Source organism: Undibacterium sp. RTI2.2, assembly GCF_035018705.1.
GTDB lineage: Bacteria > Pseudomonadota > Gammaproteobacteria > Burkholderiales > Burkholderiaceae_D > Undibacterium.
The window spans coordinates 47,693-73,044 of sequence record NZ_JASJXN010000023.1; the positions used below are offsets into that span (position 1 = coordinate 47,693).

Annotated in this window: 18 protein-coding genes and 1 pseudogene; 10 read left to right on the forward strand and 9 right to left on the reverse strand. The window is 45.8% G+C overall.

The features are described from left to right. Positions 1-259: 259 nt before the first annotated feature. The 5 genes from QN395_RS13690 to QN395_RS13710 form a co-directional block, all read right to left on the reverse strand. Positions 260-979: a PqiC family protein gene (locus tag QN395_RS13690; protein WP_322118337.1), complete on the reverse strand. Its 720-nt coding sequence runs from the start codon at positions 977-979 to the stop codon at positions 260-262. Then, positions 976-2,724: an intermembrane transport protein PqiB gene (locus QN395_RS13695; protein ID WP_322118336.1), complete on the reverse strand. Its 1,749-nt coding sequence runs from the start codon at positions 2,722-2,724 to the stop codon at positions 976-978. Before QN395_RS13695 ends, QN395_RS13690 begins: the two co-directional genes overlap by 4 nt. Next, positions 2,717-3,340: a paraquat-inducible protein A gene (locus tag QN395_RS13700; RefSeq protein WP_416200152.1), complete on the reverse strand. Its 624-nt coding sequence runs from the start codon at positions 3,338-3,340 to the stop codon at positions 2,717-2,719. Before QN395_RS13700 ends, QN395_RS13695 begins: the two co-directional genes overlap by 8 nt. 28 nt (positions 3,341-3,368) lie before the next feature. Next, positions 3,369-4,052, reverse strand: coding sequence for a paraquat-inducible protein A (locus QN395_RS13705; protein WP_322118334.1), 684 nt, complete (start codon positions 4,050-4,052; stop codon positions 3,369-3,371). 350 nt (positions 4,053-4,402) lie between these two features. Beyond that, positions 4,403-7,228, reverse strand: coding sequence for a sensor domain-containing diguanylate cyclase (locus QN395_RS13710; RefSeq protein ID WP_322118333.1), 2,826 nt, complete (start codon positions 7,226-7,228; stop codon positions 4,403-4,405). Between the two features lie 734 nt (positions 7,229-7,962). On the opposite strand from QN395_RS13710, the gene QN395_RS13715 reads away from it, so the two are divergent. After that, complete coding sequence (locus tag QN395_RS13715; protein WP_322118332.1) at positions 7,963-8,496, forward strand: peroxiredoxin; 534 nt, start codon at positions 7,963-7,965, stop codon at positions 8,494-8,496. A 123-nt stretch (positions 8,497-8,619) separates the two neighbouring features. Here the strand turns inward: QN395_RS13715 and QN395_RS13720 are convergent, their stop codons facing one another. Genes QN395_RS13720 through QN395_RS13730 form a run of 3 tightly spaced genes read right to left on the reverse strand, consistent with a single transcriptional unit; the run spans position 8,620 to position 12,171 of the window. Continuing rightward, complete coding sequence (locus QN395_RS13720; protein ID WP_416200098.1) at positions 8,620-10,128, reverse strand: ATP-binding protein; 1,509 nt, start codon at positions 10,126-10,128, stop codon at positions 8,620-8,622. Further along, complete coding sequence (locus QN395_RS13725) at positions 10,121-10,834, reverse strand: response regulator (protein WP_322121553.1); 714 nt, start codon at positions 10,832-10,834, stop codon at positions 10,121-10,123. Before QN395_RS13725 ends, QN395_RS13720 begins: the two co-directional genes overlap by 8 nt. 23 nt (positions 10,835-10,857) lie before the next feature. Then, the gene (locus tag QN395_RS13730) at positions 10,858-12,171 is read right to left on the reverse strand and encodes an ABC transporter substrate-binding protein (protein ID WP_322118331.1); all 1,314 of its coding nucleotides are present in this window, start codon (positions 12,169-12,171) and stop codon (positions 10,858-10,860) included. Between the two features lie 567 nt (positions 12,172-12,738). On the opposite strand from QN395_RS13730, the gene QN395_RS13735 reads away from it, so the two are divergent. The 6 genes from QN395_RS13735 (at position 12,739) to QN395_RS13760 (ending at position 19,652) form a co-directional block, all read left to right on the forward strand. Continuing rightward, positions 12,739-13,998, forward strand: a complete 1,260-nt coding sequence (locus tag QN395_RS13735; protein ID WP_322118330.1) for a carbohydrate porin — start codon at positions 12,739-12,741, stop codon at positions 13,996-13,998. Positions 13,999-14,175: 177 nt separating this feature from the next. Continuing rightward, positions 14,176-15,426, forward strand: a complete 1,251-nt coding sequence (locus tag QN395_RS13740) for an ABC transporter substrate-binding protein (RefSeq protein ID WP_322118329.1) — start codon at positions 14,176-14,178, stop codon at positions 15,424-15,426. Between the two features lie 281 nt (positions 15,427-15,707). After that, positions 15,708-16,664, forward strand: coding sequence for a sugar ABC transporter permease (locus QN395_RS13745; RefSeq protein WP_322118328.1), 957 nt, complete (start codon positions 15,708-15,710; stop codon positions 16,662-16,664). After that, on the forward strand, positions 16,654-17,553 hold the full coding sequence (locus QN395_RS13750; RefSeq protein WP_322118327.1) for a carbohydrate ABC transporter permease: 900 nt from the start codon (positions 16,654-16,656) through the stop codon (positions 17,551-17,553). Before QN395_RS13745 ends, QN395_RS13750 begins: the two co-directional genes overlap by 11 nt. Positions 17,554-17,638: 85 nt before the next feature. Then, the gene (locus tag QN395_RS13755; protein ID WP_322118326.1) at positions 17,639-18,775 is read left to right on the forward strand and encodes a sn-glycerol-3-phosphate ABC transporter ATP-binding protein UgpC; all 1,137 of its coding nucleotides are present in this window, start codon (positions 17,639-17,641) and stop codon (positions 18,773-18,775) included. Positions 18,776-19,295: 520 nt separating this feature from the next. Then, complete coding sequence (locus tag QN395_RS13760; protein WP_322118325.1) at positions 19,296-19,652, forward strand: hypothetical protein; 357 nt, start codon at positions 19,296-19,298, stop codon at positions 19,650-19,652. 391 nt (positions 19,653-20,043) lie between these two features. Here the strand turns inward: QN395_RS13760 and QN395_RS21635 are convergent, their stop codons facing one another. Then, on the reverse strand, positions 20,044-20,211 hold the full coding sequence (locus QN395_RS21635; protein WP_369124345.1) for a transposase: 168 nt from the start codon (positions 20,209-20,211) through the stop codon (positions 20,044-20,046). A 290-nt stretch (positions 20,212-20,501) separates the two neighbouring features. Between QN395_RS21635 and QN395_RS13765 the strand changes: the two genes are divergently transcribed. The 3 genes and pseudogenes from QN395_RS13765 to QN395_RS13775 all read left to right on the forward strand — a co-directional run bounded on the left by QN395_RS13765 (position 20,502) and on the right by QN395_RS13775 (position 24,040). After that, positions 20,502-21,596, forward strand: a complete 1,095-nt coding sequence (locus QN395_RS13765) for an NAD(P)-dependent alcohol dehydrogenase (RefSeq protein ID WP_416200151.1) — start codon at positions 20,502-20,504, stop codon at positions 21,594-21,596. Between the two features lie 511 nt (positions 21,597-22,107). Beyond that, on the forward strand, positions 22,108-22,308 hold the full coding sequence (locus QN395_RS13770) for a hypothetical protein (protein WP_322118323.1): 201 nt from the start codon (positions 22,108-22,110) through the stop codon (positions 22,306-22,308). A 513-nt stretch (positions 22,309-22,821) separates the two neighbouring features. Next, a pseudogene (locus QN395_RS13775) lies at positions 22,822-24,040 on the forward strand (PQQ-dependent sugar dehydrogenase). Positions 24,041-25,352 lie beyond the last annotated feature (1,312 nt).

Below are 25,352 nucleotides of genomic sequence, written 5' to 3' on the forward strand. Positions count from 1 at the left end.
GAAGAAAAATGCAGTCTGCTCTCACATTAGAAATACGCCTGACGACACATATAAGTCTTCTAGTTTGCATATGATTTCCGCCTTTCGACGGAGTTTAATTCATACAAGTATTTCCTATACTCCCAATTAGTATAATTTAATCGTCCAATCATTTACTGCCTTATAAGGCAGATTAGTAAAAAATAATGGGGAGTATATTCAATAGAGACGAGTAAACGCAGCTCATAAAGTTTATTTAACCGAGATACCTGCACCAATGCTATTGAGTCGCTCTGGCAGCTAACATGCCTTTGGCTATTTGCTCGGATAATTGCCGGACTGACTCAGACACAGCGGGTGCAATCGGATCGTAACCTGCACCGCTGACAGGGACGGTGATGGCAGTGCGCTCGCGCTTGAGTGTATTTTTACTGCCATCTTGTAGTATCCAGATTGCCTCTAATGTCACCTTATCTCCGCTCTGTATCAATAGCTGGGCTACTTGTATAGCCAAATGGTAGCGCGGCAAATTTTGTCCGGCTGCACTGGTATTGCTGACAGCAACCCTGTTTGCAATCCACGCCCCAGGCAACTGGCTTCGCAGATTGGCAACTACCGCCTGCCCAATCTGCTCGTCCAGTAATGCGACCCAACGCTGATCATCTGCGATGACCGATTCTGTCGCCGATTTTTGGACGACCAATTGGTTTCTGTTGATCGAATCCGGAATACGCACATCACCCACGATTAACTCATAGGTGACTTTGGCGGCGTTAGCGTCGTCAGCCTGTGCACCGCTTGTATTATTGAGCGGATAGGTAAGTTGATAGTAACGCTCGGTGTAGGGCGTGGCACATGCTGTCAGCGCTAAAGTAAAAAGCGTCAAAATGATTTTTGATGCTTGCGCTTTGCGAGCCTGAATATTTAAAACCGAAGCCACGACTCTGCTCACCAACACTTTAGCCATCATTATTTTACTCATCATATTTTTCTTCATCATGGCTTTACCTTTTGTTTGCCAAAGAGCAGCGCTTCAGGATGGCGCTCTAACATATCGGCCAGATTAGCCAGGGCTCGGGCAGATTTGGCGACTTGTTTTAAGGATTCGCGCACGTCTTGCTGCAAAGGTGCATCCTCAGCCAGGATTGCATTGGCATTGGCTAAAGTTGCTTTCGCCTCTTTTAAGGTGGAAGTAAGTTCTGGCGTAACGTCAGTATCCAGACGGCGTACCAGTTTTTCAGTACTAGCTAGTGTGGTGTTAAGTTTTTCTAAAGCCTGTACGAGCTGAGCAGACATTTGCTCCATCGGCAGCTTATCGATTTTTTTAGCGATACGACCAACGGTATCCTGGATCTCGCCTAAGCCGCCGCCGACTGTTGGCAATACTGGGTATGCGGTGCTCCAATCCATTTTGGCGGGCTTTGCATCGGGGAAAAAATCCAACGCGATATAGAGTTGCCCAGTCAGCAAACTACCGCTGCGCAATTGGGCACGCAAACCGCTGGCCAATAAATGATCGACCAGAGCGCGCTCTTTTGCCTCGGTATCATCATCGGGTGGTTTGGTACCTGATCTGACTCTGGACCTGAGGCGATCTGGGAATATATTAACCTCGACTGGGAAGCGCGGCACCCGGCCATTATCGGAAAACTCTACGCCCACCGATTTGACCTCGCCGATGACAATACCGCGCAAATCCACTGGTGCACCTTTTGATAAACCGCGCAAGGATTCCGGGAAATACATCAGGAAATTACGCACCTTGGTATCCGGTGCGCGCATCGCTTGTTCTCTGTCTTCAAACAAGGTAAAAATTGAGCCTTCAAATGCAGGCTTACCCCCTGGCAGCGCATCATCATGATCCTGGAAGGCTAAGCCACCTTCAATCAGTGATGTCAGTGACTCTGTGGTGATACGCAGACCATTTGCATCGAGTTGCATATCCACCCCGCTGGCATGCCAGAAGCGCGTATCAGCGGTCACATATTGATCATAAGGTGCATCAATAAATACTCTGATCGTGACGCCCTTGCCGTCTTGATCCAGCGTAAATTTGGTGACATGTCCGGCGTTAATATGCCGGAAAAAAATCGGCGATCCATAATTGACCGAGCCAGTCTGAGTCCCACGTAATACGAACTCGTGACCAGCAGAATCACGGGTCACCAGGGGCGGCTCTTCCAGTCCGACAAACTCATCCGTCGTCGCTTCCGCTACGCCGACATCAACACTAATATAGTTACCGGATAACAGCGTGCTTAAGCCCGATACCGAGCCACCGGAGATACGTGGTTTGACCACAAAGAAACGCGTATCGGTCGCTAAAATATCGGAGGCACTTTTGATCAATTGAGCCGATACCAGCACGCGCTTGCGGTCCGACGATAAAGTGATTGCAGTGACATGGCCCACATCCACATCTTTGTAGCGAATTTTAGTTTTGCCCGCCTCTAAGCCCTCTGCAGATTTAAAGCTAATCGTAATCACTGGCCCCTGACTGGTAACGCTATGTACGACTAACCAAATACCAATCAGCGCCGCAATAATCGGGACTGCCCAAACGAAGGAAGGCAAACGACGACGTTGCCTCACTTTGACATTGGGGATATCTGCAGAATTTGTGGTGATTGCAGGCTCAGATCCAGACTGCGGATTTGCTGCCTGCTGACTAGCTATTGGCTTAGCAGTTGGGGGAACACTTGCACCACCTGCGCCATCTGGTTTTTCTGATGTTGGATCACTCATGAGAAGTTTCTATAGCAGACCAAATTAAACGAGAATCAAAGCTTTGCGCCGACAGCATCGTCAACACGACAACAGCACCAAAGGCTAACGCGCCACCGCCCGGATGCACCGAGGCAAGCGACTGAAACTGCACCAGCGCAACCAGCACAGTCACCACATACACATCCAACATCGACCAACGACCAACCGCCTCAATAAGTCGAAATAACTGGGTGCGGGGTAATGGATTTGAAGTCGATTTTCTCCAGCAAGTCAGCAATAATAAGCTGATTGAAAATAGCTTCAGCATGGGTACCATGATGCTGGCAAAAAATACCAGCAGAGCCAACGGCCAGGAGCCAGTTTCTAGCAACAACAATACCCCACTCATAATAGTATCGTCTTGTCCGCCGAAGATGGTTTCGGTATGCATGACAGGCAATAAATTAGCGGGGATGTACAAAATAGCCGCAGCCAAAAGATAAGCCGCAGATTTTGCCAGACTGTCTTTGTCACGCAAATGCAACGACGCACCACAGCATGGGCAATGCGTAAGCGATGCATCTTTAGTCGAGCATAAGGTTTCGCAGATATCGCAACTCACAAGATTGGCCTCGGCACCGTTTTTGCCTGCCAGGTTTTCTGCTACACATGCGACATCATGCTCAGACATGCCTGACCTCAGCAGAAGTCCGTCTTGTGCTTTGCTGATGTGCCCAGACCCAGACATTACGCGGCGTCAGTATGGATGTCAGTCCCGCACTCACACAGATCATTGCAGCACATGACCACAAGGCGGGGCCAATAATAATATCTGCCATGTGTTGCAGTTTGACCAGCGACACCAGCAAACCCAGCATAAATACTTCTACCATGCTCCAGGGACGCAGCTTCTGTAAAAACCTCATAGGTGCCCCGACGGCTTTATCTGGATCGCCAAATTTTAATGAATGTAAAACATACAAAGCCATCATGATTTGCAAGGCCGGAGCCAGCATCGTCGTGATGACAACCAGAATTGATATCGCGTGCATCCCATCGTTCCACATCGATAAAGCGGCATGAAACAAAGTTGTATTGTTAGTGGCTTGCTGCACCTTGAGTGTGAGCAGCGGAAAGCTATTTAATATCAGCAGCAAAATCGCCGATGTTACCGCAATCGCCAGTGCTTGATCTAACGTAGCCCGGCTATTTCTGTACAGCATGGCCTGGCAACGAGGACAACTAGCCGTCTCGCCAACGACCAGCTCCAGGTCACGACAAATCAGGTCACATTCATGACAGACAATGAGCTTGACAGTAGTTTGCTTAATATTAGTTTGCTTGACTGGCGAAGTGGATGTGTTCATCGTCCTTGCTATTGCTGCATTGTAGGTAAGTATGTAGATAAGCCGCGACTACTGATAAGGCGATCAATTATTGCCGACAAACCCGAAAATTGCTAGCGACAATGGGACTGGCAATAGGACTTACAAAGGGACTTAGAAAGAGACTTAGAAAGAGACTTAGAATAGGACTGTAAATGATGAATACAAATATTCATAGAATTTACACAAAAATCCAAATCTCTCACGAAAGAGGTAAAGAGAAAATCAGCACTTTTCTCTGCATTGGTTGCTCCTGTGTGTCTCTATACCTCTGTCGTGAAAGGTCTTGAGCTTTTTTATCCTTTCTGCTGACGCAAAAAAATGGCAACCTTTTATCCAGTCAGCGTCTTCATCGTCAGCGCATTTTTTACACTACTCACAGCATGTATTTCGCCACTGCGTAAAGCTTGCTCAGTCTCATGCGTTATACGATGAAATAATCCCTCAGGATTGGATTGCGAAGTCGCATACATTCCTACCCAAGCATCACGACCACTTTGTTTGGCGTGGTACAAACCGATATCTGCTAACTCTACTACCTGAGACCAGCTTAACTGTCTTGGATGCTCCGGTAAAAAAGGAAAACAGGCGAAGCCAACCGAACAGGTTTTTGCGATTTTGACGCCATCTGCCAAGTCAAATGCCAGACTACTGACCGCAGCACGCAAGCGTTCTGCAATTATTTTTGCCTCGCTGCGGTCAGTGCCACGCGCTACCAGCAAAAACTCTTCACCGCCCCAACGAATAATGTAATCGGTTTCGCGTGCTACTTTTTGTAAGCGTTCCCGCATTTGCACTAAAACCAGATCACCTGCTGCATGACCGTATTTGTCATTGATCAACTTGAAATGATCGATGTCAATCATAAAAAACACCAGATCAATATCGGCGGGCATCTCTGCTGCGGCACGTTGCAGACGCTTTTTATTACGACGTAAAGTCATGGCAACATCGTTATCGATATGCTGCAACAAAAAGCGCCGGTTACGTAAGCCTGTCAGCGGATCGGTAAGACTGGCTTGCTGCTGCTCTCGGTAAGCATGTTCCAGTTCAATATTTTTATCGACCAATTGGGATTGAGTATCACGCAGCGTCTTTAAGGTTGCCTCTAGTTGCCGGTAGGCTGTCGCATTCTCTAGCGCAATCGCGCCATACGCGCACAAAGTACGAAAGATCAAACGCTCGCGCTCTGCATATGCCTGAGTCTGCGGTGATTGAATCGACATTACACCTAACAAACGCTGCCCTATCGTCAAAGGAAAAAACAAGGCGCTAGAGGAAGTACGCGTGCCGGGAATCTGATTCGGGTTATATCCTTGCGACGCCTGCTCTCTGATGACCTCTACCCGCTCGCGCGCGCACTTAGCCACATTGGAACTTGGATGCGATATCGGGCCGCGCAGCGCTGGCAACGGCTGCCCATCTTCAATGCCAAAAGCGCAGCTGAAATTAACGCCATCTGGCTCCATTAAAAATATCGAAAAATGCGTCGCATCAAGTAAGCCATGAACATGCTTATACAGCGTTTGAAAAACTGCGTTTGCATCTAAATGTGCTGTGATTTCCTGACCAATCGCACTCAAACGCTCAAGCGTCAGACTAGTTTGTTGCAAAGCCTCTGCCCGCTTTGCCTCCGACATTGCCAGTTCTTGATGATATTGCGCCTCGGCGTGGGCGCGCTCAGTCTGATGACTGATCTGCATTGCAGCAGCACGGTTAGTCGCATCAGCGCTATTAGTTTTCTCGCGGGCGGCAATGGCTTTCACTGCGATAGCATAGGCTTGGGCCGTATCGCCGATATTGGCATGCTCGCGCGCAATCTCATCGAGCAAACTACCGGGGACGGTATATCCATCAATCGTGGCAGCAACATCCAATGCCCGGTTCAGATAATACAAAGCGGAAGTTGGTGCTGTGGTCGGCGTAGAAATCGGATCGGATATTGGCAAAGAATGATGTGCATGTATTTGCGCCAGCACGCGTAAAGCATCAATCTGGTTAAACCCATTACGCTGCTCGACCGCCAGCGCCAGCGATGCTAGTCCGGCAGCTAGAGCTTCTTCGGGTCGCCCCAAATGTAATTGAGCATGCGACTGACCGCGCAAAGCAATGGTTTGCATGTCGGATTGATTTAAGGCAGTGGCACGTCGTTCCAACTCAAGGAAAGTATCAAGCGCAACAATATAATCACCGCGATCCAGCGCGACATCACCCATATATTCCAGCGTGATTGCGTACGTACGCGAACCAGAAAGTGGGATCAGAATCGTCAGCGCCTCTAGCAATAAATCATGCGCCGCTTTTAGCCGCCCAAGGTGACGTAAAGTGTCTGCAGTTTGTATCAAACCCAGCCCGATACTGGCTGGCCAACCAGTTGGTCGCGCCATTTCCAGACCGCGTTTCATCCATTCCAATGCACCCTGATAATCATTGAGATTATTAAAGCAGCAGCCAACATTCGTGGCAGCAATGATGATCCTTTGCACTTGCCCGGTAATCATCGCGTTTTCGTACATTTGCAAACGGTAGGTCGCGGCAGATTCAAAATCACTGATTTGGAAAGCGATCAGTCCCAGATAATCATAAACCCAGGTAGCAAGACCAGGATGCAAATTACTGAGATCAGAACCAAACCGCGTTCCCCAGCGCGCCTGAGCATTATGTAAATCACGAAACACGGCAAAGCGCGCCATCGTGGCTTCCATCAAATCGGATCGTAAGCTATCGCCAGCACGACGCGCATCCGCCAATGCCAGTTCCAACTCGGCATCACGGCGATTGGGATCGCTACGGTCTGCGATGATTAACGCCAGCAACCAATGAGCATCGGCACATCCGATCGCGTCATCCAAACCTTTAAACAAAAGCAAAGCGCGCTCCACCGTCGCCTCAGCAACATCAAGCTCGGCAAATAACCACTTCACTTCACCACGAATCAGGTCGAGGCGACCAAGAATTCTATTGCGTTCGGCAAGGGGAATATCCGCAATTTCGCTCAAAGCCTCCACCTCAGAAGCCAGAGAAATTGCCCGCGCCGCATCACGCTGACGCAAATGCCACGAAAGTTCAAGCAAATCTAGAAGTTGGCTGGGTACACGCGAGGCCAACAGGCTGACCTCTAACTTGGCGACTTCTTCATCCAGTACAAGAATTTCCATTCGTCAATTTAACTCAAATTTTATATTCAGTCACGATGATGTGAAACGCTTGCTGCCGATTCGGCATAGAACAAATAGCAAATCACTAAATATTTATGCAGAGCCGTACTATTTTTCTCGCTCGATAAGCCTGATCATATTCTATGGCACAGCAAATAACACTCACTTGTACGAATTATTCTGGCCTGCTAACGATCAGGCAACCGTCATATCAATGAATAAACAACAAACTCGACTAAATCCGAAATGTGACTCCAACAGCGCGGGCATAAAGCAGCACCATACTCCCACACAAAAAATCAGTACGGACGAAATTAGTCGACTTTTTTGCAGTCAAATAAGCTTGAAAAATAAACAGACTTATATGTTGGTGCACAGTACTAACAACATACGTAAAAATATACTCCCTATATGTATTTATTATTGTCCACATAAATACTGTCTTACAAGCCGATTTTATTAGAAATGAGGGGGAGTATTTTAATTAGCAAATCATAAAATGCCGGGAAGATATAAGAAAACGGCTTAAAAAAATATATCCCATACCAAAAAATCCGATCAAATCGCTACCGATCAAATGATTATTGGCGCTCGTCGTGTGCGTTTTTAAAATTTCGCTAAAATAGTCCATCTATTGTTGGGTCACTGGCAAGCTTGTTACAGCAATGACTCTAGCGATTTGACAAAATTCCACTTTCACATCACCTTGCTTTTCAACCCTTAAGGGAACATTCATGAAAACAGTTATTGCCTGCGCTATGCTCGCTACTGCAATTGCAGCACCAGCGTATGCTGCGTTAAGTGTCGGAGATGCCGCGCCAAACTTCACAACCCAGGCATCTTTGGGCGGAAAAGAATTTACCTTTTCACTCGCTGATTCACTTAAAAAAGGACCTGTTGTGCTGTATTTTTATCCAGCAGCCTTCACTCAAGGGTGCTCGATTGAGGCGCATCTATTTGCAGAATCGGTGGAGCAATATCGTGCCCTTGGCGCAACTGTCGTTGGGGTTTCTCATGATGACATCAAGACTTTAGACAAGTTTTCGGTCAGCGAATGTGGCAGCAAATTTGCAGTCGCGGCCGACACAGATCAAAAGATCATGAAATCCTATGATGCAATTCTCGTCATGAAACCTGAATACGCCAACCGCACTTCTTACGTGATTACGCCTAATAACAAGGTGATTTACTCATTCACGGACCTGGCTCCAGATAAGCATGTAACCAATACCTTAGAAGCGCTAAAAAAGTGGAAGGCAGCTAATTAACTCGACATAAAATAGACGTGCAAAAGACGCATTGCAAGAAAGATTACTTTGCGTCTTTTTTTGAATGACCTCTACCAAATAAATTGACTCAGAAATCTTAAGTCCGATCATCGCAAACCAAGATTAATCGGCTTGTTTTGGAAGGAGTATGGTCGCAATCAAACCACCGTCGCGATGATTTTCTAAGCGCAACTCTCCGCCATGCGCCTTGACAATACTATGAGCGATGCCCAGACCTAAGCCCATACCACCTGCATTTTGATGCCGGCCATGTTCTAGCCGGACATAAGGCTCCAATAAATGGGGAAAGTCTTCCTCTGGCACGCCCGGGCCATGATCCCGGATCTCTATGGCTATATGATCGATTTGTTCAGAGACATTAATCTCTACCTGTTTGCCATAGTGAATCGCATTGTCCAATAAATTACCAACCGCTCGCTTGAGGGCAAGTGGTTTCGCAAAAGCGGTTAAACCGGATTCAATAAATAAAATTTCATGCCCTGCTAAGTGCGCACCTTTTACCATCCGTCCTAATAAAGCATCAAGTCTGATTTCAGTGGGATTTTCATAAATATCACTATCCTTCACGCATTGCAGCGCACCTTTGACCATCATATCCAGCTCGTCCAGATCATCATGAAACTCGGCACGGACAGCATCATCGTCAAGTAATTCTGCGCGCAATTTCAGACGCACAATCGGTGTACGCAAATCATGAGAAATCGACACAAACAGTCGCTCACGGTCATCAATATAACGCTGAATCCGCTCCCGCATTTCGCCAAAAGCCCGGGCTGTTTTTACAAATTCTTTGCTGCCGGTTTCAGGTAACGGTGGCGTATGTTCACCGTTACCAAATGCTTGCGCTGCCTCAGATAAAGCAGCTAGCGGCCTGGTTGTCCAACGTACGACTAAAATAGATAAAACCAAAACGGCGGCAAGTGAAAGTAGCTGGAGTAATACGCGGTCAGATGAAAAAGGATCACCACTTTTAAAAAAATAAGGGTTGGGCATTAACGTCGCGAGATATAACCACTGACCATCTGCCATCTCGGTTTGGATCACTAAGATAGGAGCAGGATTTGGCTGCGTGATTAAAATATGTTGCACCCATTTTTCCGGCACCTCACTGATTTGTGAGCCATCATCGGATACGACCAGATCGGACGGCCACGCAAATCCGATTTTAAGTTTTTCTAAAGCTGGCAGCTCTTCTTTGAGTGAAATTTTAATATCATGTACTGCCATCGTTGCTAAACGGTTCTCACTCATCTCGTTCAATTTAATCGCATTTTTATTAATGCTGACAAAAAAACGTGTACCACCCATTTCACGAAATAGCTGTATCGTCAGGGGCCTATAATTGGATGGAAGACTGGCAAAATATCGCATCGTACTGGCAGCACTGCGGGCGACATGCTGAGAGGATGCTTTAGTTTCGATCTCAGATTCTTTACGAACTTGCGCCGTCCAGAATGCATTGCCGACGAATTGTGTCAGCATGACACCCGCCACCATTACCACCGTCAATCGTCCCAATAAAGAATGCGGAAGAATTTTTTGCAGGAGACGTTGCGAGTAGGTCATTGCGGGCAATGTAGTAATCCCCGAGAACTCAACTTTGCTAGGCATGAGCAGCGCTAACATCCGCCGAAAATACATAACCTGCGCCGCGTACGGTTTTGATGAGGGCTGGCTGCTTACCATCATCATGCAAACGCAAGCGAAGGCGGCTGATTTGTACGTCTAAAGAGCGATCCAGAGGACCTGCATCACGACCACGCGTCTCTTCGCACAATACGCTGCGATCCAGAATGTCGCCAGGATGCTCAACAAAATATTTGAGTAATTGAAAATCCAGTCCCGTCAGCGCAATCACGGTACCATCACGGTCGCTGACGGTGCGTTCAACGGTGTCAAGAGTAAAGCCGACAAATCGATAATAGCGCGGAGCAGCTAGACTCTCACTACCAGTACGCCTGAGTATTGCTTTAATGCGAGCCAGCAATTCTCTAGGGCTATACGGCTTAGAAATATAGTCATCTGCCCCTAGCTCTAAGCCAACAATGCGATCAGTCTCGTCCGAACTGGCTGTGAGCATAATCACGGGAACGTTGGAGCGATTTCTCACCACTTTGCACAATGCAAACCCGTCCGTATCCGGCAGCATCACATCTAAAATGACCAAAGATAATTCATCTGCGTAGCGGTGAAACTCGGCCAAAAATGATTCACCGTTATGTGCCAGCTTGACCTCATATTGATTTTTTTCCAGATAGGTCTTTAACAGAGTTCTGGTTTTTTGGTCGTCATCGACTATCAGTATTTTGCGCATTATTACTTTCAGTATTCTATCTTTGCTTATGTCTTTGGAAGCGAACGTGCGATGGCGGCCAATCGGCGCTGTGTATCACCTATCGACATTTTGTCGTCGATAAAAAAGCGGACGATCTCAGCAATAATCGCGTCTTTAGAAATTTCGTCGGTCGCCATACGGTGGGCAAAACTAGGCACTTGCGCAGCACTTCCCATAGAAAATGCTTTGAGCGACGCACGGGAGCAGCTATCCATTTTCGACGAATCCTGATTGCGTAAAACAGAAATAGAACCTTTGACACGGTTGTACTCTGTTTGCAGCGACGGTGACACCACAATCTGGGCGAGCTTTTCTTGCGCTGCTCTGTGTGATCCATCCAAGGACAGCATTACGAGCGTATCAATATCGTACAGATGGTAGTTTTGTGTACCGGGCACAGCCATGCAACTAAAGCCGACATCGGTCGCTAATCCCCAATAATTTAACTCTGCTTTTGCCCAGTCTCCCATAATAAACATGGCTGCGTTACCATCGGCAAACTGACGCGCCATTTCTATCCAGGTACGCTCTTGCGCGGAAACGGACATCATTTTTTTGAGCGAGCGTAAGCGTTTTAAGGCATTAGCAAAACGCTTATCGGAAAATGCATCTACTTCTTTTTTGACGAATAATTCTTGATAAAAACCAGCGCCCGCCTCGGACAACACCAAATTTTCAAATAATGTTGCCACTTGCCATGGTTCGCTGCTTTGCGCCAAGGGCGTCACTCCGGCCTGCCTTAACTTTATTGCGACGGCTTCGAATTCATCCCAAGTTTCAGGTGGCTTCAAGTCATATTTTTTGAAAAGTTTTCGATTTATAAATAACGTATTGATGCGATGAATTCCCAGCGGCGCGGCGACCAGACGGCCTTTCGGCTGCACCAAAGTCCAGACCAGTGGAAATAAAACCTTATCCCATTTTCCAGCCGCACCAACGCCGTCAAAATCGAGCAACAATCCCAAATCAGACCATTCGCTAATTAGTACACCATTAACTTGCGAGACCTCAGGTGCATTGCCCGTCAAGATTCGACTTTTCAGCACGATTCCCGCGCCTATGCCTGATCCACTAGGGATCAATGTATCGCGCCAGATAATGTTCTCTTGAGCTAATTTGTTCGCCAGAACATCGACAGCCTTATGCTCACTGGCAGATTTCCACCAGTGCAGCACCTGCAATGTCTCGGCCCACGTTGATGAGCTGCTCACCATCAACAAAATGGGCAATATCAAGTTACGGACTACCTTCAGTGAAGATAACAGGTAACGACGAACGCATTCTGCATGGGGCAACAATCTTATTTTTGCTGTTTGCACCTGAAGATCCTTCTTTGTCTCGGAGGAGACTATAACGTAACTGATTGTTGTTGCGCAGGTAAATAAGGATCGATATTTGTAATGAACTGTGAGCTTACATTGCAATTTATTTCAGGCGGAATCCTAGCTGTTTTTTACAGTAATTCGCTATGACACAGTCCAAAAATGCCAGAAAAACACTAAATTCCCAACGTAAAGTTATGTAACAGCAAGTCTTTCAGTGATTTTCAACTTATTGATATAAATCATATACTTAACCCATTTAACGCACATTACAAGTCTCGGTGTGGTGTCACAGTATCTGCAGTGCTAATGTCTGCTCGCCGCAACAATTTAGTCCGATACGAACGCTGGATAAGTACCCCGTTTTAGATAAATGATGGTGAGAAAAATCAGGCAACCATCTGGAAGCGCCTAAAAATTCTTCAATCGATATGCGCTCAATTAAGAATTTTTAGAACTTTCCATCAGCAGTAGATTAAAAATCCGGGAAATACCGGACATGACAGCATGCTCAAAAGCAGCGTCAGCTTGCTTGCGAGCGATTAAAAATACACAGGAGACATAATGAGTAAAACTGCATTCAGAGCGTTACAGCTCGCCCTTTCACTTGCCTTTACTGCTGGTGTAGCACATGCCAGCGATGCTGAAGGTGAATTCCATGGTTACTTGCGCGCTGGCGTGGGATCTAGCTCCGAAAAAGGTCCACAAAGCTGCTACGACTTAGGTGGCAACACCATGAAGTATCGTCTCGGCAATGAGTGCGATAGCTATTTTGAAGGTGGTTATACAAAGGAACTGGCAAAATCAGAAAACGGCGTGAGCTGGGTCGGTACTTTGTGGATCGACGCTTACAAAAATGGCTCTGATTTTGGCAATGCCAAACCAGAAATTGCCAAAGCCTATGTTGAAGCAAAAGGGCTCGACTTCTTAAACGGCGGTACTGCATGGATTGGTAAGCGTTACTACTTCCGTCCAGATATCCATATGCTGGATCTGCAATACATCAATTTGAACGGCACGGGCGGTGGCTTTGATAAAGTTGGCGGCTTTGGTCCGGGCAAGTTCGGTTATGCCGTGTTCAAAGACAATGACACGAATGATATTGATGCAACGACAGGCAAAGTGCTCAACACCCCAGCGGCGGTGCGCCAGAACTTTATTTATGAAGGTGTGCCGGTCAACGAAAACGGCACCATCGATATGGCAATGTCGCTCATCAGTGCTCAAGGACAAAACCGTCATAACGGTTGGCAGTTCTCGATCTTCCACAAGCAAGATAAAGTACTCGGCGGCGCAAATACTGTTGGTATCCAATACGGTGTTGGTCCAGGAACTGGTATTGGCGGACCATGTTGCGACCGGATCGGTAGCTCCGGCAGCACAACATTAGGCTCTGATGTCACTCGTTTGCGTGTATTTGATAATTTGGTCATCCAGCCAACAGCACAATTCAGTACTGAATTTATCGCGCTGATGCAGCGTGATAAGTCGGATGCACTGGGTTCCTCCACCTGGACGACACTAGGTGCAAGACCGGTATACGCTTTAACAAAAAACTTTAAGTTACAAGCAGAAGTCGGTACGAGCCGCGTAACACAACCAAATGGTGGCGATGCATTACGCTTGACCAAAATCACCTTCGCACCGACGCTGTCTATGGGCGAAGGCTACTGGTCGCGTCCGGAACTACGCGCCTTTGTCACCTATGGCAAATGGAATGATGCAGCAACCGCCGCTGTCAACGCTAGCAATAACTCTGGTCCGGTATATGGCAACAATACCAGCGGCACCTCAGTTGGTATCCAGTTAGAAACCTGGTTCTGATTCGCTCATCGGTCACTTTTACGCTCGCTTTTAAATTTGATCTTTATGACTTAGCTCATTTTTAGTCAATTTTACCGACTGCCCAGATGTGTCTGAACAAAAAAATATCAACACATCTGGCGACAGCAAAATAAAATCATTTAAAAACATTCCCCAAACATATTGGAGTAGACAATCATGAAATTGAAACAAATCGTTCAGGCAACTATTGCAGCCACAGCGTTGATCGCTGGCGCGCAAGTTCAGGCAGCAGAAGTCGAAGTCTTACATTATTGGACTTCCGGTGGCGAAGCCAAATCCGTCGCTGAATTGAAAAAAATGATGGAAGCCAAGGGCATCGTCTGGAAAGATTTCGCCGTAGCTGGTGGCGGTGGTGAAAATGCTATGACGGCGTTAAAAGCACGCGTCATTTCTGGTAGCGCACCGACTGCAGCACAGATCAAAGGCCCGTCGATTCAAGAATGGGGTAAAGAAGGCGTGTTAGCGAATATCGATGCTGCGGCGACCGAAGGCAAATGGGATGCCAGCTTGCCAAAAGTCGTCTCCAATATCATGAAGTATCAAGGACACTATGTTGCCGCACCGGTCAATGTGCATCGCGTCAACTGGTTATGGGTCAATCCAGACGTCTTAAAAAAAGCGGGCGCTAAAGCGCCGACCAATTGGGACGAGTTTTTTGATGCCGCTGACAAAATCAAAAAAGCCGGTTTGATCGCAGTCGCACACGGTGGTCAACCATGGCAAGACGCGACGGTGTTTGAATCCGTCGCACTCGGCGTCGGCGGTCCCGATTTCTATAAAAAAGCAATCGTACAACTGGACCCGGCAAGCCTGACTGGTCCCACCATGATCAAAACCTTTGATACCTTAGCAAAGATCAAAACCTACATCGATAAAGATGCCGCTGGCCGTGACTGGAACCTGGCAACTGCCATGGTCATCAACGGCAAGGCTGGTATGCAATTTATGGGTGACTGGGCGAAAGGCGAATTTACCGCCGCAGGTAAAGTCGCTGGCAAAGACTTCTTGTGTCTGACTGCGCCAGGTACCGAGAAAGCATTCACCTTTAATATCGACTCTCTGACGATGTTTAAAGTTAAAGATGCTGATCAGCAAAAGGCCCAATTGGTCTTGGCAAGCGCGGTGATGAGTCCGGAATTTCAGGAAGTCTTTAATCTGAACAAAGGCTCTATCCCTGCCCGTGCCGGTGTCTCACGCGCTAAGTTTGATAGCTGCGCTATCAAATCAATGGACGATATGGATGCTACGAGTAAGAGCGGCGGTTTAGTCCCTAGCTTTGCCCATGGCATGGCAATCGACTCCGCTAAAGCCGGTGCGATTCAGGACGTGATTGCGAAGTTTATGAACTCCACGATGACCTCGCAAGCCGCAGTACAAGCATTAGCAAAAGCGGCCAAAGCGAAGTAAAGTAAGCTGCAGTAATAGCGACGTGATACAGAAGTAAGCTGCAAATAAGCTGGAAGTACGCTGTAACACAAGGCGGCAAACGTCATACGCACTGGATGAGACAACAACTCGCTGGTGCGTATGACGGGCAGTGATGAAAATAGTGTCGAATTTTGCTTATTTTCATATACTCCCCCTTATTTTTACTAAAAATGCCTTAGTGTCCAATGATTATATGGACAATAAAATATACTCCCTATAAGTAATTGGAGCGATCATTGATGTCGCTCTGGAGATTCTTGATGTCAGTTACCCCCACAGCAATATCGGGCCGCAGTCAGGCTGACGATCACGCTCAGCGCCCCAAGGTCGCCCAAAGACTCGCCAGTTTTGCCGATATCTGGCTACCGCGCATCGTGTTATCACCGACGGTGTTGACCTCCCTCATCTTCGTCTACGGTTTTATCGGCCTGACAGCGTATCTGTCTTTGACCGAATCACGCTTGATGCCGAATTACACCTTCTCAGGATTTTCGCAATATAGCGCCTTGTTTGAAATTGACCGCTGGTGGGTTTCTGCCACTAACTTAGGCATTTTCGGTGGACTATTTATTTTGATTTGTCTGGTTGTCGGACTCTTGCTGGCGATTTTTTTAGATCAGCGTATCCGTGCAGAAGGTGCGTTGCGAGCAATCTATTTATATCCGATGGCACTATCGTTCATCGTCACGGGTGCTGCATGGAAATGGATACTAAACCCAGGTCTGGGTTTAGAAAAAATGATGCATGACTGGGGCTTTGCCAACTTCTCTATGGACTGGCTAGTCGATTCTGATATGGCAATTTATACCGTCGTCATCGCAGGCGTCTGGCAATCCTCAGGATTTGTGATGGCATTGTTTTTAGCGGGATTGCGCGGGATTGATGACAGCATCATGAAGGCGGCGATGGTGGATGGCGCCAGCCTGCCGACGATTTATCGGCGTATCGTCATCCCCTCTTTGCGTCCCGTGTTCTTTAGTGTGTTGCTAGTGTTATCGCATATTGCCATCAAGAGTTTTGATCTGGTCATGGCGCTGACGGCTGGCGGTCCCGGCACCTCTTCCGACGTACCTGCGATTTTTATGTACCAGTTTTCTTTTACCCGTGGTCAGCTCGGTTTGGGTGCTGCATCCGCGATGATGATGCTAATGACGGTACTGGCAGTCTTGGTGCCCCTGATTTATCTTGAAGCAAAGGAGGCACGCCATGGTCGCTAATTCCTTTAAGTCATCTGCAGCAAATAATCCCAATCGCTCGCGGCTAAATATCGGTCGTGTCTTGATCTACGTGCTCTTATTTTTATGTGCACTGTATTACCTGGCACCCTTGTATGTGATGCTCACCACGTCAGTCAAATCACTAGATGAAATCCGGAGTGGAAATTTACTCGATTTTCCTTTGCATCCAAATACTGCCGCCTGGGCAAAGGCTTGGGGCTCCGCCTGCACTGGTGTGCAATGTGATGGACTGGCACCGTATTTTTGGAACTCCGTCAAAATGGTGATACCGGCAGTCTTGATCTCCACCCTGATCGGTTCACTGAACGGGTATGTACTAGCGCACTGGCGCTTTCGCGGATCAGAAATTTTATTTACGGGCTTGATGGTCGGTTGCTTTATCCCATTTCAGGTCGTGATATTACCGATGGCGCGCTTGCTGGGTCTGATGCATCTGGCCAACACAACAGCGGGTTTGATATTAGTGCATGTGATTTATGGCATGGCATTTACAACGCTGTTTTTCCGTAATTATTATGTATCGGTGCCAGAAGAATTGGTCAAAGCTGCCCGCATCGACGGTGCAGGATTCTTGACTATTTATCGCCGGATTATTTTCCCCTTGTCCTTGCCAATTTTTATGGTGTGCTTTATCTGGCAGTTTACGCAGATCTGGAATGACTTCTTATTTGGCGTGGTGTTCGGCGGCTCTGATGCGCAACCAGTCACCGTTGCCCTAAACAATCTGGTCAATACTTCGACAGGTGTGACGGAATATAACGTCAATATGGCAGCGGCGATTATCGCAGCACTACCGACATTGGGGCTGTATCTGATCGCAGGAAAATATTTCGTCCGGGGGCTGACTGCCGGCGCGGTCAAAGGCTGATTCCTGATAACGACGACCGGTTGGACAAGGTCACAATCACATTAAAGTAATCGTATTTAATCTATTCAGAAGAAACGAAACAACCATGGCAAGTTTATCCATACGCAATGTACGCAAGGTCTATCCCAACGGCGCGGAGATATTAAAGGGCATCAATCTTGAGATTCAAGATGGCGAGTTTTTAATCCTAGTCGGTGGCTCTGGTTGTGGCAAATCCACCTTACTGAATATGATCGCCGGCTTAGAGCCTATTTCTGATGGCGAGATTTATATCGGTGATCGCTGCATCAACGATGTTCCTGCCAAATCGCGTGATATCGCTATGGTATTTCAGTCGTACGCACTGTATCCAACCATGACCGTCAGAGAAAATATCTCGTTTGGATTAGGCATACGCAAAGTACCTAAAGACGAACAAAAAAAGATCGTAGAGCGGGTTGCCGAGACTTTACAAATCACCCACTTGCTAGATCGTAAACCAGCCTTGCTGTCCGGTGGACAACGTCAACGGGTCGCCATGGGTCGTGCTATTGCCCGCGATCCAACGCTGTTTTTATTTGACGAGCCGCTCTCTAATCTGGATGCAAAACTGCGGGTAGAAATGCGCGCTGAAATTAAGTTGATGCACCAACGACTAGGCACGACGATCGTCTATGTTACCCATGATCAGATTGAGGCGATGACGCTGGGCGACAAAATCGCCGTGATGAAAGATGGCGTGGTACAGCAATTCGGTAGTCCGCAAGATATTTACGATCAACCTAATAATTTGTTTGTCGCAGGATTTATTGGCTCACCTTCAATGAACTTCTTAAAAGGCAAATTAGTTCCGCATGCTAATGGACTGGCATTTACTCTAGAGCATGCAGGTCAGACGAGTTTGTTGCCTCTACCGACCTCTTTTGCAGAACAACTCAAAGCAGGGCAATGGGCGGAGCGCGAGATCATACTCGGCATACGACCTGAACATGTGACCGACACTATCAGCGCCCGCCGCTCAGAAAGTGAAGAAGATTATCGCCCTACAGAAGTCGACTGCAAAGTCGAACTAACCGAGCCAACTGGCCCTGACACCTTAGCATTTATCTGGTTTAACCAAAGTCGTATCACCTGCCGCACTCATCCGCGCGCGATGGCTTTACCAGGCAAAAATATGCGTCTGGCATTTGATTTGTCAAAGGCTATTTTGTTTGATCCGAAGACAGAACTGCGCATCGGTTGAAGGACTTAAACAATGATGGCTTAAACATGTACTAGCCATCTCCGCACATTACAAATAAATATACTCCCCATATTTATTAAAAATATCAGCCTATTGACCATTATTTACAGAGGCGAGAAAATTATGCTAGGTAGGAGTATATCTTATTTGCAGTAAAGGTTTTAAGCTAAAATCTTCCAAGGTTTTAAAGATTTAAGGCGAGCACGTTGAAAAACGTTTATAGCATCTGTGAAAGTCGAATAGCGCCGATCACTTCAATTCAACGGACCACACGTTTGTAAAAAACAAACTCATATTCCATTACAGAAAACCGTTTTAACATTCTACATACCAATTTAGGATCGATTGTTGGTATGCATCCCCGTAGTACGCAATAAATGATAATATTACAAGTAAATTGATAGCGATAATATTGCGGCTTTATAGGATATTCTTAGCGAACATCGCTGCGTGTATTCTGTTCGGGCACCGCACAGCTAAAACGATATGTGAAATCAATTCCCAAAAATAGAGAATAGAAGTGTTTAAAAATCTTATACAAATTATCTCACTCAGTCTTTTGCTTGGTTCTTGTGCTTTCACTAAAACATATTCAAAAAGCGAAAGCCCAATAGTTATTACTGAAGAGTGTTTAGCGTCAACTATTATTGCCAATGAACAATATAAAGTGGTGGAAAATAAGAAAGACAATATCTCATTTGTCTTTGAAGGATTAAAGTTAAACGCTGTTTATGCTGAAAAAAAACTGATCGTTAGTTCAAAAGGAGAAGTATTTTTTGGTTACTCAAGCTCTGCTGAGGCAGAAATATTTGCAAGCAAATTAACTAAAACAACTGACCAAGTCTGGCAACATATTGTGAAGGCATGCAAGCAATAGCGCGCATGCCAAATTTCATAAAAATATAAGTATCAGCAGGTGCCAAACCGAATTAGCTTGAAACCACTCTGCATTACCTGTAAAAAACAGCGTTATCGGAATGCCCACATAACACCGTTTTATGCCATAGGAAGAATGTGCGGCATTGGTATGACCAGACAAAAATATGCGTCTGGCATTTGTTTTATCAAAAGCGATATCTCATTTAGCTTTCCGGAAAAATCACCATATATATTAAGATCAGCATCAAATAAGATCTGATTCTTAGCAACATATTCAAGAGCATGCATTAAGTCATCAATGATCGGAAGTATAAAACTGGGCTCGTCCTTTAATTTCGCGATAATCAAACTAAGAAAACAACTCGCAGCGTCCGGCGACATTTCGCTTTTCAGAACGTTTTCTGACAGGGTATTCCCACCATCTTACATTCTTTTTGCCTCGCCAACTCATGAAATAACTCACCCAGATTTCTTTGCAATGCACCGTAAATTACCTTTTTCCTGAACTTAGGAATAAATCCGATGTGATATTTGCAGTCACATCTCGTAGCACTCAAACTTTGATGCTATTGCATTCGAAACTCCTTTTTTTGGCAGAAATAGAAGTTTCAAACCGACCGACATATATTTCAAACCTTGGTGAGTCCCCGGCAAAGCCGGGGGATTACCTTATTTATTTATCGATTTTCGCTACTTAGACCAACAGCGCACTTTTATTTCTCTATATGAGCTATAACGTACAAAAATAAGCGTATTTGCGGTTCATTCTAAGGTACTTAAAACAGACTGAAAGATGAGCATGAAAACCGACATACAGATTCAACAAAATGTTATCGCTGAACTAGCCATGATCAAAGTCTCGGGTTATGCAGCAAAGCACTCGTACAGCAGACTGAAGCGCATCGAGTTTGAGCGAACGGAAGCGGGCGCGAGCGAAATTGAAATAGAGGTGCTTTACTGCGGCGTCTGCCACTCTGACATTCATCAGGTGAAAAACGAGTGGTCGAACACTGTCTACCCATGCGTACCCGGTCACGAGATCGTCGGTCGGGTTTCGAAGGTTGGGCCGGGCAGCACCCGTCACGCAGTTGGCGACTTAGTCGGTGTTGGTTGCATGATTGAGAGCTGTCGCCACTGTAATCCTTGCCAGTCTGGCGACCAAAATTATTGCGAAGGCCCGAATTCTTGGCTTTCCACTTATAACGGCCCAATGGTACCCGCAGCCAAGGCGCCAAATGGCGCCAACATGTACGGGCGGGACAATACCTTCGGCGGCTATTCCGATGTGATTGTCGTCAATGAAGACTTCGCTCTCAAGATTCCAAAGAACCTGAAACCCGAGGTAGCCGCTCCGATCTTGTGCGCTGGTGCCACCACCTATTCCCCGTTAAAGCATTGGGGAGTGAAGGCCGGAGATAGCGTAGGCGTGATTGGCTTTGGCGGCCTTGGCGACATGGCAATCAAGATTGCCAAGGCGATGGGTGCACACGTTACTGTATTCACCACCACCGAGCAGAAGCTGGAAGAGGCGAAGCGCCTTGGAGTCAAAGGTGTCATTGAAAGCGATAAGGCTGCGATGGAGAAACTGAAATCGAGTTTTGACTTCATGCTTTCTACAATCCCTGAAAAGCACGATATTAATCCCTTCATCGAACTGCTGAAGCGGGACAGAACTCTGTGCATCGTCGGCGCACTCGAGCCGATGGCTGGTGTCGATAATTCGGCCGTTGCGTTCCATCGCAAGCGCGTGGCTGGATCACTCATCGCTAATCTTGTTGACACCCAAGAAGTGCTCGATTTTTGCGCAGAGCACGATATAGGACCGGATATCGAAATAATCGATATTCAAAATGTGAACGAGGCCTTCAAAAAGGTCGAAAAAGGCGATGTGCGGTTCCGCTACGTAATTGACATGGCTTCACTCAAGCGCGACGAGAAGTAAGCAACAGGCCAACACAGGTTGACCGTGGATTATTTAGGCGGTCATGGGTTGTCAATCAGCGTGGCAAATTTTTCATTTTTTTTCAGCATACTGGAAAAAGTTCGCTATCCCGATACGACGCGGACTTCTACCGACCTAAATAAGAGTTGTAAGCGTTGACAAGTGAAAAATGCAAGACGCTGTTTGACATCAAATCGTTGATTCAAAATTAGTATCCTAAAAACGACTTAGAATTTCTAAAAACACAATGTAAGTTTAGTTAATATGCCCGGTAGAATTTTCGTAGTTTCTTTTTAACTACAAATAACTTAGAACAGTAGTTGACGATTCATCTGCTTTAGCACGTGCGGCCAAAAAATATTTAGCTAACGGAAAAATATGTTCGTTGACGTTGGATACCGAACAGATAACTCTCTGTTGAGCGTTATGTTTAACTCCTTGCTGGAGCATAAATTTTTCTGGCATGTGGAGTGAAATTCAAGAAACTTTCGATAACTGATGATCAAATATCATGTCCAACACAACAGAAGCCAGTAGCTTACACAAGCAGGACACAGATCATCAAGAAGCAGCAAAAAATCATCTGAAAGCAGCAGATTCTCACGAAAAAAATAAAGTAAGCGAAGCGAAGGAGAGCTCAAAAACGGCAATGGGATGCTGTAATACGGTGCAAAAAAGCACTGAAAAAGCATGCCATTCTTCAACAATGTAACTAGTAAATTGAAAATTTATGTTGGTATTAAATCAGATCAATAAATTTTTGATTTTTAGAATAAATAAGTAACTAAGTAAAACATCGGGCCAGCAAATTGCTGGCCTGTTTTAATTCAGAATTAAGTTGGGTAACAAAAGTAGATAGTTTAAATATATTTTTTACAATCAATGTATTTCAAAAAATATTTCTGAGATCTTTTACGCTTGTACTTTTTTTATTTATTAAATTAAAAATTTAATGTGCGTAAAAATAGGATGAGCTATGTGGATTGAAGCCCAAATTAATCTGAGTGATTCGTTTATTCTCGGTTTCTATTGATATCTTCAGATAAAAATCATGCGCTCAATAAAAAAAGACATTTTTTTACTAACACTAAATAAATCTATTGATTTTTTTTCACCAGAAAAAAGATTGCTAAGGTCGAAAAATCTATTTGGTCTATTTGTCTTACTTATCATTTTTTTTGGTGGTGAAAACGTGTTGTCCCAAACAGTCAATGCCATAACGCAAATGGGAAGTAATCCAACTTTACCAAAGCCTCAGAAGCAACTAATACCTACGGTAAATATTGCCCCAGCCATTGGATGGCCGTCGGGCGTGAAACTTGTTGCTCCACCTGGATTTTCTGTCACCGTATTTAGCAACAACCTTGATCACCCAAGGTGGCTTTATGTTCTCCCAAACGGAGATGTTCTAGTTGCGGAAACTAATGCACCTCCCAAGCCAGACGATAGTAAAGGCATCAAAGGCTTTGTGATGAAAAAAGTCATGAAAAAAGCTGGTGCTGGTGTTGCAAGTGCCAATCGCGTTACGCTGTTAAGAGGAGTGAGTAAGGAAGGAATTGCAGAATTAAAAACGGCGTTCTTGCAGGGGATTAAATTCCCCTTTTGGTATGGCCTTAGCGGGCGAGGATTTATATATTGCTGATACGGACGCAGTTTTACGCTCCCCGTATAAAGAGGGCGACACAAAAATAACTACGAAGCCCACGAAAATCGCTGATCTTCCGGCTGGAACGATTAACCATCATTGGACGAAAAATATTATTGCTAGCCGCGATGGAACTCGTTTATACGTTAGTGTTGGATCGAACAGTAATGTCGGTGAAAATGGTATAGAAGCAGAAACCAATCGCGCTGATATTTTGGAAATCACGATTAAAACGGGAGCTATTCGAGTTTTCGGTTCTGGATTGCGTAATCCAGTCGGTATGGCTTGGCAGCCAGAAGATGGCGGTTTGTGGACTGCGGTAAACGAGCGGGACGAATTGGGGGACGACCTCGTACCTGACTACATGACTTCTGTGAAAGATGGAGCATTTTATGGATGGCCATACAGTTATTTCGGACAGAATATCGATGTGCGCATGCATCCACAACGACCTGACTTAGTTGAGAGAGCAATCAAGCCGGATTTTGCATTGGGAGCACATACCGCTTCATTGGGGCTTACTTTTTACGATGCTAACTTATTTTCTCCTCATTATAAAAATGGCGCCTTTGTTGGGCAACATGGATCTTGGAATAGGAAATTACACAGTGGCTATAAAGTGATCTTTGTTCCATTTATTAATAATCACCCCACTGGAGCGGTTGAGGATTTTTTGACTGGATTTTTAAACAAAGATCATGAAGCTTATGGGCGACCTGTGGGAGTTGCGATTGATAAGAAAGGAGCGTTACTTGTCGCTGATGACGTTGGTAACATTATCTGGCGAGTAGCAAAATAGCCTTACTATTTTTAGGCATAGTTAAAATAAGCGTCTGAGGAACAAAGTTCAATTTTTGCCTTGTAATGAAGTTGGTTTGTCTGGCGTTGGCGTTTGCTCGTAATCTGTTTGCTGACAATGAATATCTTAAGTATCGCCTACATATTCATGGCCGCATAGTTCAAACTTGTCATTGTTCTAGAATTGTTTTAAATATTTGGGAGCCTCCTAACTATTCTTCTCATGTTCATTGGAAAGGACATTATTGATTAATACGGTAATCCCCTCCCCACAAAAACAAGGTGGTTCAATAATAGGATAGCTTTAAGAAGTGAGTAATCCTGAGATTCTGATATCCAAAACTTTGCACGCACCGTGAGAGATTAATACTGAACACCTTGACAATCCGTTTAGGAATTTAAGAGTGTGAAAATAATATTGATGATCGCGATTTAATTGAGATGAAATCTAAAGCCCTGCGTGGTACAAAATACTATATACACAAGGAGAGGTGCAATTGCTAGATTTCGGTTTAACTACATTGCAATGTGTCGCGATGGTCGTCACCTTAGTCGCATCGTGGTTGGTTGGGTCTAATTCGGCAGGAAAAAGAAATTCAGGTTTTTGGTGTTTTATCTTGAGCAACTTGTTATGGGTCATTTGGGGTTTATACGATAACGCCTATGCATTGGTTGAATTACAGGTTGGTCTTTTTATTCTTAATTTGAGAGGCGTTCGAAAGAATGAGCATGGCTCCGCAATGAATCATGACACTAAACGGTAAATGCAATGGCTTTTCAATTCCGACTAGCGATGTTCGATTACGTGCACTAGACATGATTTTACATTTTCGGAACTAAGTTGTATTAGTTTCGATTCAATCTGACAGTTGGTCACCCTAATAAACAAACTTCGCTGGGTAGGGCTTAGAACCCTACTCTGAAGTGGTCAATCTTGCGCCCTGCCTACGGCTTAATTGCACATATCGATATGCTGTTGTGCGGGGTACCGCACACAGAAAAATCAAATGGACAAACTATACTCAACGCGCGCTGGCCGCGGCTCCCTTTCCGCGTGCTGACTAGTCAACTGTTCTCCAATTTCGTTCGCAGCATCGACTCGGATGCTCAAGCGCTCATGCACATTTTACTCTGGCGGAAATTCATCATGGAACTGCAATGGAATTGATCAAACATCTGCTTACACGCGAGCCGTTACTGGCTCTGTTCGCGACGATTGCAATCGGCTATCTGGTCGGCAAAATCAAGGTTGGGCGTTTTGTTCTGGGAGGCATTGCAGGAACTCTGCTGGTGGGTGTTGTCATAGGCCAGCT